We start from the raw sequence: 15,934 nt of genomic DNA, 5'->3' as shown, positions 1-15,934 counted from the left end.
TGATAGAAATATGAAAGGAAAATATTCATTTAAAATAGCAGTCTTAGGCTTAGTGCTGACGTTTGCGTCTTGTACCGATTTACTCGACGTAGAGCCACGTGCCTCAATTGACTCCGTAACCGCTCTCACTACGGAAGATGCAGTAAATGCAGCCGTTAATGGTATCTACGATAGATTACAATCTACTAACCTTTATGGTAGAGATTTAGTGGCAATCCCAGAAGCTTTAGCAGACAATGGAAGAGCTACAAACAAGTCTGGTCGTTTAAACCCAGAATACCAGAATCAAGTCAATGCTCATTTCATTCACTGGCAAACCTCTTATTTTGCTATTAACCAAGCAAATTTAGTATTAGATGCCTTGCCAAAGGTGGAGAAAATGACACAAGCAAACAAAGATTTTGTAGAAGCACAAGCGTTGTTTATCAGAGGTTTACTTTACTTTGAATTGATGCGTGCATATGCCTACGAACCATCAGTAGAAATCAAAGAAGCAAGCAAAGGCGGTGTTCCATTGTTGAAATCAGGTGTTGTTGATGCAACGCAAATCAAATTGGAAAGCCGTGCTTCAATCAATGATGTGTATGAATCAATCTATGGAGATTTAACTGCTTCAATCGCTAAGTTTACAAGCTCGGGAAGAACCGCAACGGCTTCTTTTGCCAATAAAACTGCTGCTCAAGCAATGTTCTCTCGTGTAGCTCTTTATCGTGGAGATTATACAAACGCTGCTAAATACGCAACCGATGCTTTAGCAGCAGGAAGTGTAGGTCGTTTCCAAACAAGAGATACGTATGTAAGTGCATGGCGTGCGGCTAACCACCCAGAATCTATTTTCGAGATTCAGTACCAAACTAACGAAAACATTGGCGTAAATACTTCATTACAAACTTCATATACTACTTTAGTTGCTTCGGGTAATCGTACGCAAACTGGTGGTTTTGGTGATTTAGTGCCAACAAAAGCTTTATTAGATGCTTACGAGTCAGAAAAAGATGCTGATGGAAAAACGATTGTTGATGTACGTCGCTCTTTATATGAACTCGGAACAACTGGTCGTGGTACTGCCGAAATTGAGTGTACTAAATTTTTAGGAAGAAGTGGCCAAGTAAACCTTGATAACATTCCAGTAATCAGAGTATCAGAAATGTACTTAAACCGTGCAGAAGCATTGGCAAGAAGTGGTAATGCTGCGGGTGCTTTAACCGACCTTAACGTAATTCGTACACGTGCGGGTTTACCTGCTGCTACTGGCCTAACAGGTGCAGCATTAATTACTGAAATCATGAAGCAACGTCGTTTAGAATTAGCTTTTGAAGGACATCGTTTCTTTGATATGAAACGGCTTGGTATGGATATTACAAAGGCTGCTCCAGTACAAAGTTTGGCATTTACAGACTTCCGTATGTTGGCACCTATTCCAATTCGTGAAATTCAAGCTAACGCTAACTTAAAACAGAATACTGGTTATTGATAGTCAAGTTTAACCATGATTTTGAAAATTTAGACATTTTAAACGAAAAAATATATGAAAAAAATATTTGGTATAGCACTCGTACTCGTGACAAGTATCATGATGTCGTCGTGCTTCAAAGATAACCAACCAGTTTTCGATTCTCTTTATTTGGTTGAGTTTCAAGATGCAGTTGTTACTGCTCCTGCTCTAAATAAAACATTCCCTATTCAGGCAGTAGCAAATGGTGCAGGTTCATTGACAAGGAGAATTAATTTAGTAGGCCGCCAACGTGAAACAGAAGAGTCAATCAAATTTTCGGTTGACCCAGTTGAAACAACTGCTAAAGAAGGCGTACACTACAGCCTCGAAGGTGGAGTTGTGAAGATTCCGGCAAAATCAAGCTTTGGTGATTGTAAAATCAATATCTTGAGAGCTCCTGCTGCTGCTGGTACTAACGTTGTACTTGTATTAGTTTTGGAAGGAAATGGAAACGATGTAAAACCTAATGAAAACTACAAAAAATTAGGTTTTAGAATTGCATTGTAATTGCTTAAATTGAATAAAAGGAGAGTCTCTCATTTATTTGGGAGACTCTTTTTTGTTAAATATTATTTTTGAAAAGGTCTTCAACACTTATTTCAAAATCATCTAAAACTGGAGAGGCAGAACAAATATCTGTATCAGAATAAATTTTGACAGCTTTTCGAGAGGTATAAATTTCTACTATTTTCTCATCGGGATAAATTAACCAAACTACACGCACACCATTTTTGAAGTATTCTGTCAACTTCATTTTTACTTGATTAATTTGGTCAAAAGTAGAAATGATTTCAATCGCAAACGCTGGAATTGGTTCTTCATCCTTCCAACTTTCATCAATCTGAGAAGCACTAAAGTAAGCTAAATCGGGTCTTCGTAACTGAATAGCACTGATTTTTACATCTTGTTCTGCAATTAATTCGCCGCCATCTTGGTATGCCTTTGTTTTTGAAAATAGGCGATTTAATAGGCGAATTAATCTTAAATGCTTTTTATTCATGCCTTCAAACTTTATTATTTTTCCATCATACCATTCGTACTTAAATCCGTCTTTAGGCTCCCACTGGATAAATTCATCGAGTGTGCGAGGTAATTGATTAATATTTTCAGAGATTACCATTAGCTTAAAAATTTTATCAAATGTAAAATAATAACTGTTTTAAATCAATGATTTCAAACAAAAAAAGGAAAATTAGAGTATCTAAATGCGTGTAGCATAAATACCCTAATTTTCCTTTTTTAATAGCCTAAAGCTATTTACTATTAATACCTGTTACGGTTGTTGTCACGGTCATAACCGCCACCGCCGCCACCACGGTTGTAACCGCCGCCGCCATAACCGCCACGGTCTCCACCGCCACCACGATTATAACCACCGCCGCCACCGCCACGGTTATCTCTTTCTTTTTTCTCTTCAGCTTGATTAACTACTGCTGGACGTCCGCCAATATCGGAGCCGTTCAATGCGTCAATTGCTTTTTGTGCTGAGGCATCATCAGGCATTTCTACGAATGCAAAGCCTTTGCTTCTTCCAGTAAACTTGTCAGTGATAATTTTAACAGAACTTACTTCGCCATACTCTTCAAAATATTGCTTTAATTCGCTTTCTTGGATTTTAAAAGGCAGACTTCCAACAAAAATGTTCATGGTAACTTTGTGATTTGAATGATAAATTTTTACAAAAGTATATCTATTTTACTAATTAACTACAAGATACAGTTTTTTTTGAAAATAAAAATAAAGTTTTCAAAAAATTTATGCAAAAAAGGCATAAAGTAGAGCCGTATTTATCTGAAAATACAAAAATCTACTTTATGCCTTTGTTATTTTTAATGATTTTACGAATTAATTCGCCATTTCTGACAAGAACTTGATACGCATTAAGCGAAGTTCTTCTTCGGTTGTATCATCGCTTTCAAACTCTTTGAGGGCTGCACCGATATTATCGGTTTCGGCTGTCATAAAATATTCGTAAATTTCATCTTGGCGGTCTTCGTCAATTACTTGATTGATGTAATAATCAAGATTGAGGCGAGTGCCTGAATAACAGATATGTTCGATTTCTTCAATCAATTCGGTCATCGTAAGGTCTTTGGCCTCTATGATTTCGTCGAGGTTAATCTTACGGTCGATTTGCTGAATGATATAAATCTTGATCTTCGATTTATTAACTGCCGATTTTACTACTAAATCCTGTGTAGTTTCGATGTCGTTATCATCTACATACTTAGTGATTAGGTCAAGAAAAGGCTTACCGAATTTTTGTACTTTCCCGAGACCAACACCATTTATTTGTGCCAAATCTTGCTGAGTAGTCGGATACGTAGTTGCCATTTCTTCGAGCGAAGGGTCTTGGAATACTACATACGGCGGCACATTTTTTTCTTTCGCTATTTTCTTGCGAAGAGCCTTTAATAGTTCAAATAATGCGGCATCAAATGCACCACCTCCCGATGAATTATTATTGGCCGAAATATCATCATCGTCGCTGCTTTCAGTATTTTCGTAATTATGGTCTTCCGAAATCGTGATAGGATAAGAATCTTCGATAAATTTCTTGCCTTTTTCTGTCAGCTTTACTACACCGTAAGCATTTTCAATATCTTTTTCGATAAAGCCCAATACCATCATTTGGCGAAGCACCGAAACCCAATAATCGTTAGATGTTCTTTTATTATCAGATTTCTTAGCTGGTTTTTCGGCTTTTTTAGTTGGTTTTGGCGACTTAGCAGCTACTGATTTTGCCTCTTCTTCGTCATCATCATCCGAAATCTCTAATTCTACTTCTTCTTCCTCCTCTTCATCATCATCGTCTTCTTCGTCATGAGTCACAAACATCCCTTTTCCTTTACCATACACATCCAATTTGTCGTGTTCGTGGCTACGGATATAAGCATTTGAAGTATTGGCAGTCAGAATATCGGCAATGTGCTGAATATCAAATCTTTCGCCCGACTGAAGAACCGCTTTTAGACCCAAAACGGCTTCATCTTCAATCTTAATTTTTTTGGTAGGCTTGATACAGTTATCACAGAAACCGCAATCTTTATCAGAATACTCCCCAAAATAACTAAGCAACTGACGACGGCGACAAACCCCTAAATTTGAATACGAAACCATCTCGTTGAGTAATGCACGGGCATTATCTCGCTCGGTAACGGTTTTATCTTTATTGAATTTTTCGAGTTTCAGAATATCGTCGTAGGCGTAAAACATCAAGCAGTTTCCTTCCAAACCATCACGACCTGCACGGCCTGTTTCTTGATAATATCCTTCGAGCGATTTTGGTGCATCATAATGAATCACAAATCTCACATCGGGCTTGTCGATTCCCATTCCAAAGGCAATCGTTGCTACGATTACATCGCACTCTTCATTCAAAAACGCATCTTGGTTTTTCATGCGGGTATCGGCATCCAAGCCTGCATGATAAGGCAATGCTTTTACTCCATTTACACTGAGTAAACTTGCTATTTCTTCAACTTTTTTACGGCTCAAGCAATAGATAATACCCGATTTGCCTTTATTATTGGCTATATACTTAATGAGTTGCTTTTTAGAATCAATCTTCGGTCTAATTTCATAGTATAGATTCTTACGATTAAATGAAGATTTAAAGATATGAGATTCCTCCATGTTGAGGTTTTTCTGAATATCTTGCTGCACCTTCGGTGTTGCCGTTGCTGTGAGGGCAATAATCGGAAGTTTCTCATCAATGTCATCAATAATACCTCTGATTCTTCGGTACTCTGGTCGGAAATCGTGTCCCCACTCCGAAATACAGTGAGCTTCATCAACTGCTATGAACGACAATTTGGCTTTCTTCAAAAAGGTCAGGTTGTCTTCCTTCGTTAATGACTCTGGAGCAATGTAAAGCAATCGGCATTCTCCGCTCAACACATCATTTTTTACACGAGTCATTTCTGACTTGTTGAGGGTTGAGTTTAAAAACTGAGCGTTGATACCAAATGCGGTCATTTGGTCAACTTGGTTTTTCATGAGAGCGATTAGCGGAGAAATCACAATAGCAGTGCCGTCCAAAACCATCGCTGGTAATTGGTAACAAAGAGATTTGCCTGCCCCCGTTGGCATAATCACAAAGGTGTTATGACCACTAACAATATTATTGATAATGGCCTCTTGTTCGCCTCTAAAGGCATCAAAGCCAAAGATTTCTTTGAGTTTTTCTTTTAAGGTCTGTTGTATCGCTGCGTCTAACATAAATGCAATGTTGCTGTACGGAAAATTATAATAGGTAAGTAATTACGCTAAGTTAGTAAATTTTTTAAACTTCTATCTGAATTATTTTTGCACTGATTGGGCGTAATTAAGTTTTCTGTTTTGAACCAAATTTAATCAAATCTATTTATCAAACAAATATCTTTTCAGAGACTTTATTTTGCTCACTGACCAAACTTCAAGTACTTTTGTCGTCAAATCAAGGATTAATAAAGTGAATACGAAGTTAGAAAAAAAAATACAAAGCGTTGCTAAAAAAGTTTTGCAAGATGAAGCAGAGGCAATTCTTTCTTTGAAAAGTTATATTAACGAAGACTTTGAAGCCTGTGTCGAAACGATTCTTTACTCGAAAGGCAGATTAATTATAACTGGTATAGGAAAAAGTGCAATTATTGGACAAAAAATAGTTGCAACCATGAATTCGACGGGTACGCCAGCAATATTTATGCATGCTGCCGATGCTATTCATGGCGATTTGGGCATGATTCAAGCCGATGATATTGTACTTTGTATCTCGAAAAGTGGCGATACGCCCGAAATAAAAGTTTTAGTGCCTTTGCTAAAAAGATACCGCAATCAACTAATTGCGATGGTAAGCAATGTAGAGTCGTATTTAGCAAAAAATGCTGATTTTGTGCTGAATGCCCACGTTGAGCGTGAGGCTTGTCCGCTCAATCTCGCCCCAACTACTTCTACAACCGTTGCCTTAGCTTTGGGCGATGCTCTGGCGATGTGCTTGCTCGAAGCCCGTGATTTTACGAGTCGAGATTTTGCAAAATATCATCCTGGCGGAAGTTTGGGTAAAAAATTATACTTGAAAGTAAGAGATATTTATCCTCATAATGAGATACCGAAGGTTGAGAAAGATGTTGATATTCAGACAGTTATTTTGGAAATGACTTCAAAAAGACTTGGGGCCACGGCCGTTGTGGGTGATAATGATGAACTACTGGGGATCGTAACCGATGGTGATTTAAGAAGAATGTTGAATAAACAAAAGGAATTTTCAACATTACAAGCAAAAGACATCATGAATGCCACGCCAAAGGTGATTTCGCCCGAAGAATATGCCGCCAGTGCTTTGGCAATTATGCAAGATAAAAGCATCACGCAGTTGGTAGTGGTAGAGCAGAAGAAACTATTGGGTTTTGTGCATTTACATGATTTATTGAAAGAAGGGCTGGCATGATTTTTTTGATAGAATAGTTATCAAAAACATTCACATTAACTAAAAAATCAAAGGAAAAATGAAAACATTAGCAGCAATAGCACAAGAGTTTAAGGTACAAGAAAGCACCATTAGTCAGCTTTTAGAAGGTTTACACAGAAACGGTGGCCGACAAGTACAATTTAATATTGCCGAATTAGGTGGCATGGGTCAATGGCAAGCCGGTGGTATGGTAATGGTTGGCGATATGTTTAATAACGAACTGAAGGCTAAAGTTGATAAACTTTGTAGAGCTTTAGTTGAGTTACCAGTTGAGACCGAAAACGAAACTTTCGTGCCGATTCAATCAGCGGTTGGTTCAAAGCGATTTGCTTCTATTAAAGGAAGCCAAAATGGCTTAAGTTATGCCTATTATCAAGCCGAAGATATTTTGGAAATTGCTGATGAAAATGGTCTCAAAAAATACGATACTAAAGGATATTTACTCACAGGTGTGCAGCAATCACAAAGCAATGACGCAAGAAAACTTAGCTTTTCGTACGCTGGTGGGAGTGTCGAGGTTGAGGATTTGAAAGAAGTCTAAGTACCTTATTGTAGCTACATATTTATAAAGCCGTGATACGATTATCGTATCACGGCTTTTTTTGTAAAATCCGCTGAAAAATATAGATACATTGATAATTTATGTATATTTTTCGCCAAATATATTTTCGCACAGTTACGCTTACCATTGTTCACATCAATCCTTTTGTTTTATGACTGAAAATTTACCTGACGAAACTCCTTTAGATGCTGCTGCTGATGACTCTCAATCTTCACAACCCATCAAAAACGACTCAAACACTGAACCTACACCTCCTGCCGAAAGTACAGCTGAAGAAACCCACGAGACAGTTGGTTCGGTAGTTGAGCCTATCAATCCAGAGCCAGTAGTGGCTGCAAAGCCAATCTTTCACGCTCCGTGGGCCTTATCGTTTTACGGTGAAGGTTCAAAGTATTTCGTGATTCGCCTTATCAATGCCATTTTGCAGGTTATTACCTTTAATTTCTATTATCCTTGGGCAAAAGCTGCCAAACTTGATTATCTATACGAACAAACCGAATTTGCGGGAAGTCGCTTTAAATTTCATGGTACAGGCAAGGAGATGTTTATCGGTTATCTGAAAATGCTGGCAATTATTATTGTCATTTACGGCAGTTTTTGGTTTGCAAAAGCCAATGAACAGATTGTATTAGGTACTTTACTATTGTATGGTGGTTTGATTGTGGTTTATCCTTTAGCAATTCATGGAACTGCTAAGTACCGCCTTTCGAGGAGTTCCTGGCGAGGTATTTTCTTTGGTTATCGTGGCGAATTGGGCGAATTATTTGCAAAATTCTTTATTGGTATTCTTGTTTCAGTATTTACACTTGGTATTTATTGGTCGTGGGTTGAAGTTGATTTACGAAGATATGTAACTAAGAATATTCGTTTTGGAAGTGTCGAGTTTGATTTTGTTGGAAAAGGGATAGACTTGTTTTTGATTAAGCTCAAATACATCATCTTTATATTTGCTGTTATTATTTTTGGTGGAATTTTAGTTGGTATGGGCTTATTTGGTGCGGGAATGACAAACTTGATGAATACTGAAAATCTAAATGAGCTTTCAAATCCTTCCGTTAGTTTTATCTTCTTTGGTATTTTTGCTTACTTATTTTTCATTGCAATCATTGGCTCAATTGCCTTGATGCGTCAGCGAGAAATATTTCAGTATTATGCCGATAATACTTTTCTGTGGCAAAACGAACAATGGCATGGGGTAAAACTCAATATGTCGTTTATGGATTTATTGGTGCTAAGTATTACCAACATGCTGCTCATTATTTTTACGTTTGGTATTGCTACGCCTTTTGTCGAAATCCGAACATTACATTTTTTAATGCCTCGTTTGGAAGTAGCAGGTTCATTTGACCCTGATTCTCTGACCCAAACCGAAAGTGATTATCGTGATGCCATGGGTGAAGACGTTGGCGATTGGCTGGATATTGATTTGGCGTAAGCCCCCGCAATAATATTAGCGATTAAGAATTATATGATTTAAGATTGTGGATGAGTGTTTTTATATCTAAAACTTAAAATTTTTAATCGCTAATCTTCAATAAAAACCTTAATTCAACGACATTTTCTTAAACGGGAATAAAAAGTATATATGGATGCAATATATTATGATGGTAAAACCAGCCAGCCTTATGATGCTCAAGTGAGTGTTTTTGGTAATTCGTTGACTATCAACTACGAAAATGGTCAGGTTGTATGGAATATTTCTCAAATTGATTATAGTTCGTTTACAGGAAAAGGCAAAACAATGCTGAAATATGGCGAGTTTCCGCACCAATATCTCGAATTTTCGATTGATTCGCCACTTTTTGCGGCTTTAGAAAACCATTTACCCAAACGTCGAGAAGGTTTTTGGGCATTTGCCAACGAATTGGCTGGTGCGGGTTTTCGTGGTGTGCTGATTACGATTGCTATCTTTGTGGCAATTACGGCAGGATTTTACTTTTTACTACTCCCCAAAATTGCTGAATACGCTGCTTCACAGATTCCGATGGAGGCCGAAGTGGAACTCGGAAAACAGTTCTATGATAGTTTTGTAGGAGGAATGGAAATTGATGAAGAACGCACCAAAGAATTACAAGCATTTGCAAAAAAAATAGATTTTCAGACCGAATATCCACTCAAGTTTACGGTCGTAAAAGACAAACAAGTTAATGCGTTTGCTCTTCCAGGTGGAAATGTGGTTGTTTTTGATGCGATTTTGGAGAAAATGAAAACGCCCGAAGAATTAGCAGCTTTACTTTCGCACGAAGTAACCCACGTAAAAGAAAGGCATTCTTTGAAAGGTCTGGCAAGAGGTTTGGCTGGCTCGATGGTCATTTCGGTTGTGGTGGGTGATATGAATGCTATCGGTAATATTTTGGTGAGCCAAGCAAGTAATATTTATGAATTGGGTTTTACGAGAGACATGGAAAAAGAAGCCGATTTAGAAGGGCTCGAAATTATGTACCATAATAAACTCGACCCAAAAGGCATGATAAACCTTATGGAACGCCTACACGAAGAAGAAAAGAAATATGGTGTCGATAAGATGCCGTCTTATCTGAACTCGCATCCAATGACCAAAGAACGCATCGACTATATTTCAAAGGAATCAAAAGGCCATTCAGGGCAGAAAAATGTTGAATTAGAAGAGATTTGGAAGAAAATTTCAGAAAAATGATTTAGGTAGTCCATGGTCAATAGTCAGCACTCCACAGTCATATAGAATCTAAATACAGACTTTATATTTATAATCACTTACAATCATTTAGTTCAGAAATCAAATCATCACTAAATACCTATGTGAAACTTAGTGTTTCTCTGTGTACTTAGTGGTGATTTTTCAAAAACTCAAACCGCCTCTTTGCGTTCTTTAAAAACAGGTAATATTTCCATGATATTACTTTGGCGATGCTGCAAACCCCACTCAATCATCGCTTCCAGCACACTATTTAACTGTTTACCCGATTCTGTCAATTCGTATTCAACCGTTACGGGAGTAGTGTTATACACACTTCTGCTGATGATTCCATTGGCCTCTAAGTCTTTTAACTCTTGAGAAAGCATTCGGGGAGTTATTTTGCTTATTTCTCGCTCAATTTCTTTAAAACGTTTTTTTCCAAATAGCAATGCCCCAATAATCGGCATTTTCCACTTGCCTTGAAAGGCATTGAGGGTATCTTGAATGGCCAACACATACGATACTGGGCATTTCTTTACATTCTCCAAACTTTTTAATACTTCCATCTTATTTATAATCAGATTACTATACTTTTTGATACTGATATACAAAAGTATATTGATATATTTTATATAGCAAAGTTAGCATACATTTGTGCATCGAAAACAAATTATTAATAAAAATATTTTAAAACAATGATTTTAGTAACAGGTGCAACAGGACAATTAGGTGGTATAGTAGTTGAAAATTTATTAAAAAATACACCAGCCAACGAGATTGCGGTTTTGGTAAGAGATGAAAATAAAGCAGCTGATTTAAAAGCAAAAGGAGTAGAAATTAGAGTCGGAAGTTACTTCGATGAGGCTTCCTTGAAAACAGCATTGCAAGGTATTGATAAACTATTATTGATTTCATCGAATGATTTTAATGACCGTATTGGCCAACACAAAAATGTAGTTGATGCCGCTAAAAATGCAGGTGTAAAGCACATTTTCTATACTGGCGTAACGATGAAAGATATTGAAACTTCACCACTGAAACCACTTTTAGCTGACCATTATCAAACCGAAGATTATATCAAAGCAAGTGGTTTGACTTATACTTTCTTGCAAAATAGCCTTTATTTTGAGGTCGTTCCGATGTTTGTGGGTGCTGGCGTACTCGAAACAGGGATTTTCTTTCCAGCGGGCGAGGGTAAAGTGGCGTTTGCATCACGTCAAGATTTGGGAGAAGCAACGGCAACAATTTTAACAACCGAAGGACATGAAAACAAAACGTATAGTCTGACTGGCTCGGAGGCATATTCGTTTGCTGAAATTGCCGAAGAACTTTCAAGTCTTACAGGAAAAACAGTGGCTTATACAAGTCCAGAACCAGCCGCTTTTGAAGGAATGTTGAAACAATTTGGCTTGCCCGAAGGAATAGTTTTGATGTCAGTATTGTTTGCGGCAGGTGTCAAAAATGATGAGTTTAACTTAGCTAATGATACTTTAGAGCAGCTTTTAGGTCGTAAAACTACTGATTTGAAAACTTTCTTGAAGGCTACTTATGCAGTCTAAGTTGGCTTGAATATTGTAGTTTCGCTTGAAAACTCTTACATTTATCATAACCTTGTGGGTTGCAGAAACCCGCAAGGTTTTAGGGCTTAAATCAGAAACCAATGGAACGTAAAGAATTTCTCCAATCACTTTTAGCTTTTTCTACCGTGGGAACATTGAGCAGTTTTAAAAATTTTACAGATACCCTTCCGACTCAAAGTAAACGAATGCCAGTTTTGTTTACTTCGCATGGCAGTCCGATGGATATTCCGCTTTCAAAAGATGAGCGTCCGTTTTGGAATGCTCTTTATCATTTAGGCACAGATTTACAGAAAAAATATGAAGTAAAAGCCGCTTTGGTAGTTTCGGCTCACTGGTGCTCTCGTGGCACTTTTGTGAATATTTCGCCCGAACAAAAGCAGATTTATGATTATTATGGTTTTCCGAAGCATTACTACGACCCAAAATATCAGGCAAAAGGTGCTCCAGAAATAGCCAAAGAAGTAACCAAAATTATTCCAACAATCAATGAAACCACCGAATGGGGACTCGACCACGGTGCATGGCCAATGCTTATGCACTTGTTTCCCGATGCCAATATTCCTGTTTTTCAGATGAGTATTAGCTATTATGAGTCGCCGCAGTATCATTATGAATTGGGGAAACAACTCAAGTCATTGCGTGAAAAAGGTGTTTTGATTATCGGAAGTGGCTCGTTGATTCATAACTTACAAATTATTGGTCAGAAAATGCGTACAGGCGATATGTCCCCATTTGGCTGGGAACCCGAATACGATGCTTGGATAAAGAAACAAATTGATGACCGAAATGTGGCGAATGTAATCAACTATGAAACAAGCCACAAGCTTGGAAAAATGGCAGCTCCAACCCCCGACCATTTTGTGCCAGTTTTGTACAGCTTAGGATTGATGGATACAAAAGACGAACTCAATTATTTTTACGAAGGAAAACCAAACCTACCAGCTTTCAGCGAGCGAAGTTTTATTTTTAGTTGATTTTTGATGATAAACTATAACAAAAAAGCTGCATTCACTTCCAAATGAATGCAGCTTTTTTGTCATTACGGACCGTTTTTAATCAAGCACAGGTTCAGCTACTTTTTTTACCTTTTTCTTACCATTGGTCAATCTTAAAACCCTGTTTTTCAATGATTCGATAATCATATACATCGAAGGAACTAAGAATAAAGTTAGGAAAAGCGAGCTTGTCAGACCTCCGATAATTACCCAAGCCATCCCGTTTTTCACTTCTGCACCTGAGCCAGATGCCAAAGCGATTGGCAACATACCCGCAATCATGGCAATGGTTGTCATCAAGATTGGGCGTAAACGCTCTTTTCCTGCTTCAACGAGTGCTTCAGCCACTGACATTCCTTGTTCTTTCAGGTGATTGGTAAAGTCAACGATAAGAATACCGTTTTTTGCCACCAAACCTAAGAGCATAATCAAACCAACGATGGCAAAAATTGTGAGCGATTCCATCGTAAGAGCCAAGGCCAATAAGGCACCAATCAACGCAACTGGAATTGAGAAAAGTACCACAAACGGATAAACTACGCTTTCATAAAGGGCTACCATGATGAGGTAAACTAACAAAATACCCAACCCGAAAGCCAATCCTAAGCTACCGAAAGCATCTTTTTGACGTTGTGCTTCTCCTTGATATTCGATAGTAATACCATCTGGCACTTTGAGTTTGGCTACTTCTTTCTGAATATCGGCCACAACCGTACCCGTTGCACGTCCAACTGTTGAGGCCGTAACTTTAATTGAATTCATGCGGTCAGAACGTTCCAAAATTGCTTGTCCGACAATTTCGCTTACATCGGCAATATCTTTCAATTTTACAATTGCTCCACGACTCGTGCGAAGCGTCAATTCTCTGATATTTTCGATTGAACGTTTATCAGATTTTTCGAGTGAAATATTGATTGGATATTCTTCACCCGCTTGTTTGAATTTTGATTGGTCGTTTCCTCTGAAAGCCAACTGAATTGCACCACCAACTTCTGGTACACTCAAGCCCGCTTGCGAAATTTTATCACGATTTAATTGAATCGAAATCTCAGTTTTTTGGCTTTTCGTACTAAACTCGACGTAGTCAGTTCCAGCAGTTTTCTTCACTACCTCTTTTACATCTTTGGCCACGCTCTTGATTTTATCCATATCTACACCTTTGATGGCAATCTGAATCGGAGCTTCGCTACCGCCTGTGATACTCACCGGGCGAATCACCACTTTTACTCCTGGAATTTTGGCTACCTCATTTCTAATCATACTTCCAAAGGCATCGGTCGAAAGCTTACGTTTTTGTTTATCAACGAGTGTTACCGAAATTTCTGAGATATTTGAATTAGAACTTCCCGAACCCATTGCACCCGTTTGTGTACCGACATTGGCAAAAACTTTCTCCACTTCTGGCTTTTGAAGGAGTAATTCTTCCACTTTTTTAGTCATGAGGTTCGTTTGTGCCAATGGTGTTTGCGGCGACATTTCGAGTTGAATTGCAAACTCACCACGGTCGCCCGAGCCAGCAAAAGCTGTTCCGATGAAACCCGCTGGTAATAAAGAAACCGAACCCACAAACATGGCCAATATCACTATCAAAACCCAACGTTTATGATTTAAAGCCCAACCCAACATTTTGCCGTAATCTGCTTGTAAACCATTTAAAAAACGTTCAAAAGCTAAGTTGATTCTTCCCCAAAGGCTATTTTTACTTAAAACTTCAACTTTTCCCCATCTCGAAGCCAAAAGTGGTGTAAGCGTAAACGAAACCAACAAACTCATGAGTGTAGAGAAAACTACCACCAATGAAAATTCACGCAAGATATTTCCAATCAAACCACCACTCATTGACAGAGGTAAGAACACCACCACGTCAACCAAGGTAATGGCAAGAGCTGTAAAACCAATTTCCTGACGACCTTCGATGGCGGCTTGAACTTTGTTTCTGCCCATTTCGAGGTAGCGATAAATGTTTTCCAAAACCACAATACTATCATCGACCAAGATACCTACCACCAATGAAAGCCCCATGAGCGTCATTAAGTTGAGTGAAAAACCAAAGACATACATCAAGATAAAAGTTGGAATCATGGCCGAAGGAATGGCCACCAATACAAACATTGAGCTACGGAAACTGTGCAAAAAGAACAACATCACGGCTGCCACGATGATAATTGCCAAGAATAAATCATGCACAACGGCGTCAGCCGAAGCGAGCGTATAAATTGATTGGTCGGCTGCAATATCATAGTTAAAACCTTTGGAAGTGTAAGTTGCTTTGATGTTTTTCAACGACTCTTTCACCGATTTACTCACATCTACGGCATTGGCATCTGCTTGTTTTACAATCTCGATACCAATACCTGCCTGACCGTTATTTCGGTTGAGCGTTTTTGCTTCGGTTTGTCCGTCGGTGATGATGGCGAGGTCTTTCAATAAAACTCGGCTACCATCCACATTTTGACGAATGATTAGATTACGTAACTCATCTACTTTGACTAATTTGGCATCAAGTCTAATTGAAACACGGTTGTTTTCGCTCAAAACACTACCCGCAGGAAACGAGCTATTGCTATTGGCAATCATCTGATTGACCTGTGCAGACGAAATATTATAGGCTTGTAGTTTCGTATTATCTAAATTTACTTGAATTTCACGCTCACTTCCACCGATGAGTCTAACCGTACCTACACCCGCCACGTTTGATAAAACAGGTTTGATTTTTTGGTCGATTAAGTCGTATAATTCTGGTTCCGACATATTAGCTGAAGCACTAATACGAAGTACAGGAATCTCGTCAGTATTGAAGCGATTCACTACTGGGTCGTCGGCGTCATCGGGTAAAGTTGACTTAATTTGGTTGATTTTTCGCTCGGCATCACGTTGAGCATCAAGTGTATTGATACCAGATTTGAGCTGAACCGTCACGATTGAAACCCCTTCTGATGAAATCGAAGAGATTTTATCTATACCCTCGATGGCCGAAATGGCTTCTTCGATGGGTTTTGTTACTACATTCTGAATCTCGTCAGAAGATGCACCACGATAAACGGTTTGTACCATAATTACGTTGGCTTCAAACTTAGGCAATAAATTGTAGTTTAGTTGCTTATAGCTTATAAAACCAAACAAAATCAAGGTCACAAAAAACACCGTAATCAGCAATGGGCGTTTGATTGATATTTCGGTTATTGACATTTTTTTTA

At 38.3% G+C, this 15,934-nt stretch carries 13 protein-coding genes; 8 read left to right on the top strand and 5 right to left on the bottom strand.

The window, feature by feature from the left end; translation table 11 throughout:
• Positions 1–10 precede the first annotated feature (10 nt).
• On the top strand, positions 11–1,474 hold the full coding sequence (locus ABR854_RS19680; RefSeq protein WP_350267563.1) for a RagB/SusD family nutrient uptake outer membrane protein: 1,464 nt from the start codon (positions 11–13) through the stop codon (positions 1,472–1,474).
• 54 nt (positions 1,475–1,528) lie between these two features.
• A complete protein-coding gene (locus ABR854_RS19675) occupies positions 1,529–2,002 on the top strand; it encodes a DUF4843 domain-containing protein (protein ID WP_350267562.1) in 474 nt (157 codons plus the stop codon).
• A 55-nt stretch (positions 2,003–2,057) separates the two neighbouring features.
• Here ABR854_RS19675 and ABR854_RS19670 read toward each other — a convergent pair whose 3' ends face one another.
• The 3 genes from ABR854_RS19670 to ABR854_RS19660 all read right to left on the bottom strand — a co-directional run bounded on the left by ABR854_RS19670 (position 2,058) and on the right by ABR854_RS19660 (position 5,716).
• Positions 2,058–2,615 carry a Uma2 family endonuclease gene (locus tag ABR854_RS19670; protein WP_350267561.1) on the bottom strand — a complete coding sequence of 186 codons (558 nt, stop codon included), beginning with the start codon at positions 2,613–2,615 and terminating at the stop codon, positions 2,058–2,060.
• A 143-nt stretch (positions 2,616–2,758) separates the two neighbouring features.
• Entirely contained in the window at positions 2,759–3,142 is a 384-nt protein-coding gene (rbp, locus tag ABR854_RS19665) for an RNA-binding regulator (protein ID WP_350267560.1), read from the bottom strand.
• A 198-nt stretch (positions 3,143–3,340) separates the two neighbouring features.
• Positions 3,341–5,716: a RecQ family ATP-dependent DNA helicase gene (locus tag ABR854_RS19660; RefSeq protein WP_350267559.1), complete on the bottom strand. Its 2,376-nt coding sequence runs from the start codon at positions 5,714–5,716 to the stop codon at positions 3,341–3,343.
• 232 nt (positions 5,717–5,948) lie between these two features.
• Here ABR854_RS19660 and ABR854_RS19655 point away from each other — a divergent pair, with 232 nt between their 5' ends.
• The 4 genes from ABR854_RS19655 (at position 5,949) to ABR854_RS19640 (ending at position 10,162) form a co-directional block, all read left to right on the top strand.
• Positions 5,949–6,923 (top strand): KpsF/GutQ family sugar-phosphate isomerase, encoded by a 975-nt coding sequence (locus tag ABR854_RS19655; protein ID WP_350267558.1) that lies wholly within the window; start codon positions 5,949–5,951, stop codon positions 6,921–6,923.
• A 58-nt stretch (positions 6,924–6,981) separates the two neighbouring features.
• Positions 6,982–7,485 carry a hypothetical protein gene (locus ABR854_RS19650; RefSeq protein ID WP_350267557.1) on the top strand — a complete coding sequence of 168 codons (504 nt, stop codon included), beginning with the start codon at positions 6,982–6,984 and terminating at the stop codon, positions 7,483–7,485.
• A 172-nt stretch (positions 7,486–7,657) separates the two neighbouring features.
• Positions 7,658–8,941 carry a YjgN family protein gene (locus ABR854_RS19645; RefSeq protein WP_350267556.1) on the top strand — a complete coding sequence of 428 codons (1,284 nt, stop codon included), beginning with the start codon at positions 7,658–7,660 and terminating at the stop codon, positions 8,939–8,941.
• Positions 8,942–9,091: 150 nt separating this feature from the next.
• Positions 9,092–10,162, top strand: coding sequence for a M48 family metallopeptidase (locus tag ABR854_RS19640; RefSeq protein ID WP_350267555.1), 1,071 nt, complete (start codon positions 9,092–9,094; stop codon positions 10,160–10,162).
• Positions 10,163–10,332: 170 nt separating this feature from the next.
• On the opposite strand, the gene ABR854_RS19635 is transcribed toward ABR854_RS19640, so the two are convergent.
• On the bottom strand, positions 10,333–10,728 hold the full coding sequence (locus tag ABR854_RS19635) for a winged helix-turn-helix transcriptional regulator (RefSeq protein ID WP_350267554.1): 396 nt from the start codon (positions 10,726–10,728) through the stop codon (positions 10,333–10,335).
• 129 nt (positions 10,729–10,857) lie between these two features.
• On the opposite strand from ABR854_RS19635, the gene ABR854_RS19630 reads away from it, so the two are divergent.
• Both ABR854_RS19630 and ABR854_RS19625 read left to right on the top strand, forming a co-directional pair.
• On the top strand, positions 10,858–11,721 hold the full coding sequence (locus tag ABR854_RS19630) for an SDR family oxidoreductase (RefSeq protein WP_350267553.1): 864 nt from the start codon (positions 10,858–10,860) through the stop codon (positions 11,719–11,721).
• Positions 11,722–11,822: 101 nt separating this feature from the next.
• A complete protein-coding gene (locus ABR854_RS19625; protein ID WP_350267552.1) occupies positions 11,823–12,716 on the top strand; it encodes a dioxygenase family protein in 894 nt (297 codons plus the stop codon).
• Positions 12,717–12,794: 78 nt separating this feature from the next.
• Here ABR854_RS19625 and ABR854_RS19620 read toward each other — a convergent pair whose 3' ends face one another.
• On the bottom strand, positions 12,795–15,926 hold the full coding sequence (locus ABR854_RS19620; RefSeq protein ID WP_350267551.1) for an efflux RND transporter permease subunit: 3,132 nt from the start codon (positions 15,924–15,926) through the stop codon (positions 12,795–12,797).
• Positions 15,927–15,934: the final 8 nt, after the last annotated feature.

Source organism: Emticicia sp. W12TSBA100-4 (assembly GCF_040253585.1).
In the GTDB taxonomy this organism is placed as follows: domain Bacteria; phylum Bacteroidota; class Bacteroidia; order Cytophagales; family Spirosomataceae; genus Emticicia.
The sequence above is the reverse complement of the archived record's forward strand: the minus strand, read 5'-3'. Positions and strand labels throughout refer to the sequence as shown.

Coding starts and splice junctions, on each gene's coding strand:
- ABR854_RS19680 (WP_350267563.1), top strand. CDS start 11: ATGAAAGGAAAATATTCATTTAAAATAGCAGTCTTAGGCTTAGTGCTG.
- ABR854_RS19675 (WP_350267562.1), top strand. CDS start 1,529: ATGAAAAAAATATTTGGTATAGCACTCGTACTCGTGACAAGTATCATG.
- ABR854_RS19670 (WP_350267561.1), bottom strand. CDS start 2,615: ATGGTAATCTCTGAAAATATTAATCAATTACCTCGCACACTCGATGAA.
- rbp (WP_350267560.1), bottom strand. CDS start 3,142: ATGAACATTTTTGTTGGAAGTCTGCCTTTTAAAATCCAAGAAAGCGAA.
- ABR854_RS19660 (WP_350267559.1), bottom strand. CDS start 5,716: ATGTTAGACGCAGCGATACAACAGACCTTAAAAGAAAAACTCAAAGAA.
- ABR854_RS19650 (WP_350267557.1), top strand. CDS start 6,982: ATGAAAACATTAGCAGCAATAGCACAAGAGTTTAAGGTACAAGAAAGC.
- ABR854_RS19645 (WP_350267556.1), top strand. CDS start 7,658: ATGACTGAAAATTTACCTGACGAAACTCCTTTAGATGCTGCTGCTGAT.
- ABR854_RS19640 (WP_350267555.1), top strand. CDS start 9,092: ATGGATGCAATATATTATGATGGTAAAACCAGCCAGCCTTATGATGCT.
- ABR854_RS19635 (WP_350267554.1), bottom strand. CDS start 10,728: ATGGAAGTATTAAAAAGTTTGGAGAATGTAAAGAAATGCCCAGTATCG.
- ABR854_RS19630 (WP_350267553.1), top strand. CDS start 10,858: ATGATTTTAGTAACAGGTGCAACAGGACAATTAGGTGGTATAGTAGTT.
- ABR854_RS19625 (WP_350267552.1), top strand. CDS start 11,823: ATGGAACGTAAAGAATTTCTCCAATCACTTTTAGCTTTTTCTACCGTG.
- ABR854_RS19620 (WP_350267551.1), bottom strand. CDS start 15,926: ATGTCAATAACCGAAATATCAATCAAACGCCCATTGCTGATTACGGTG.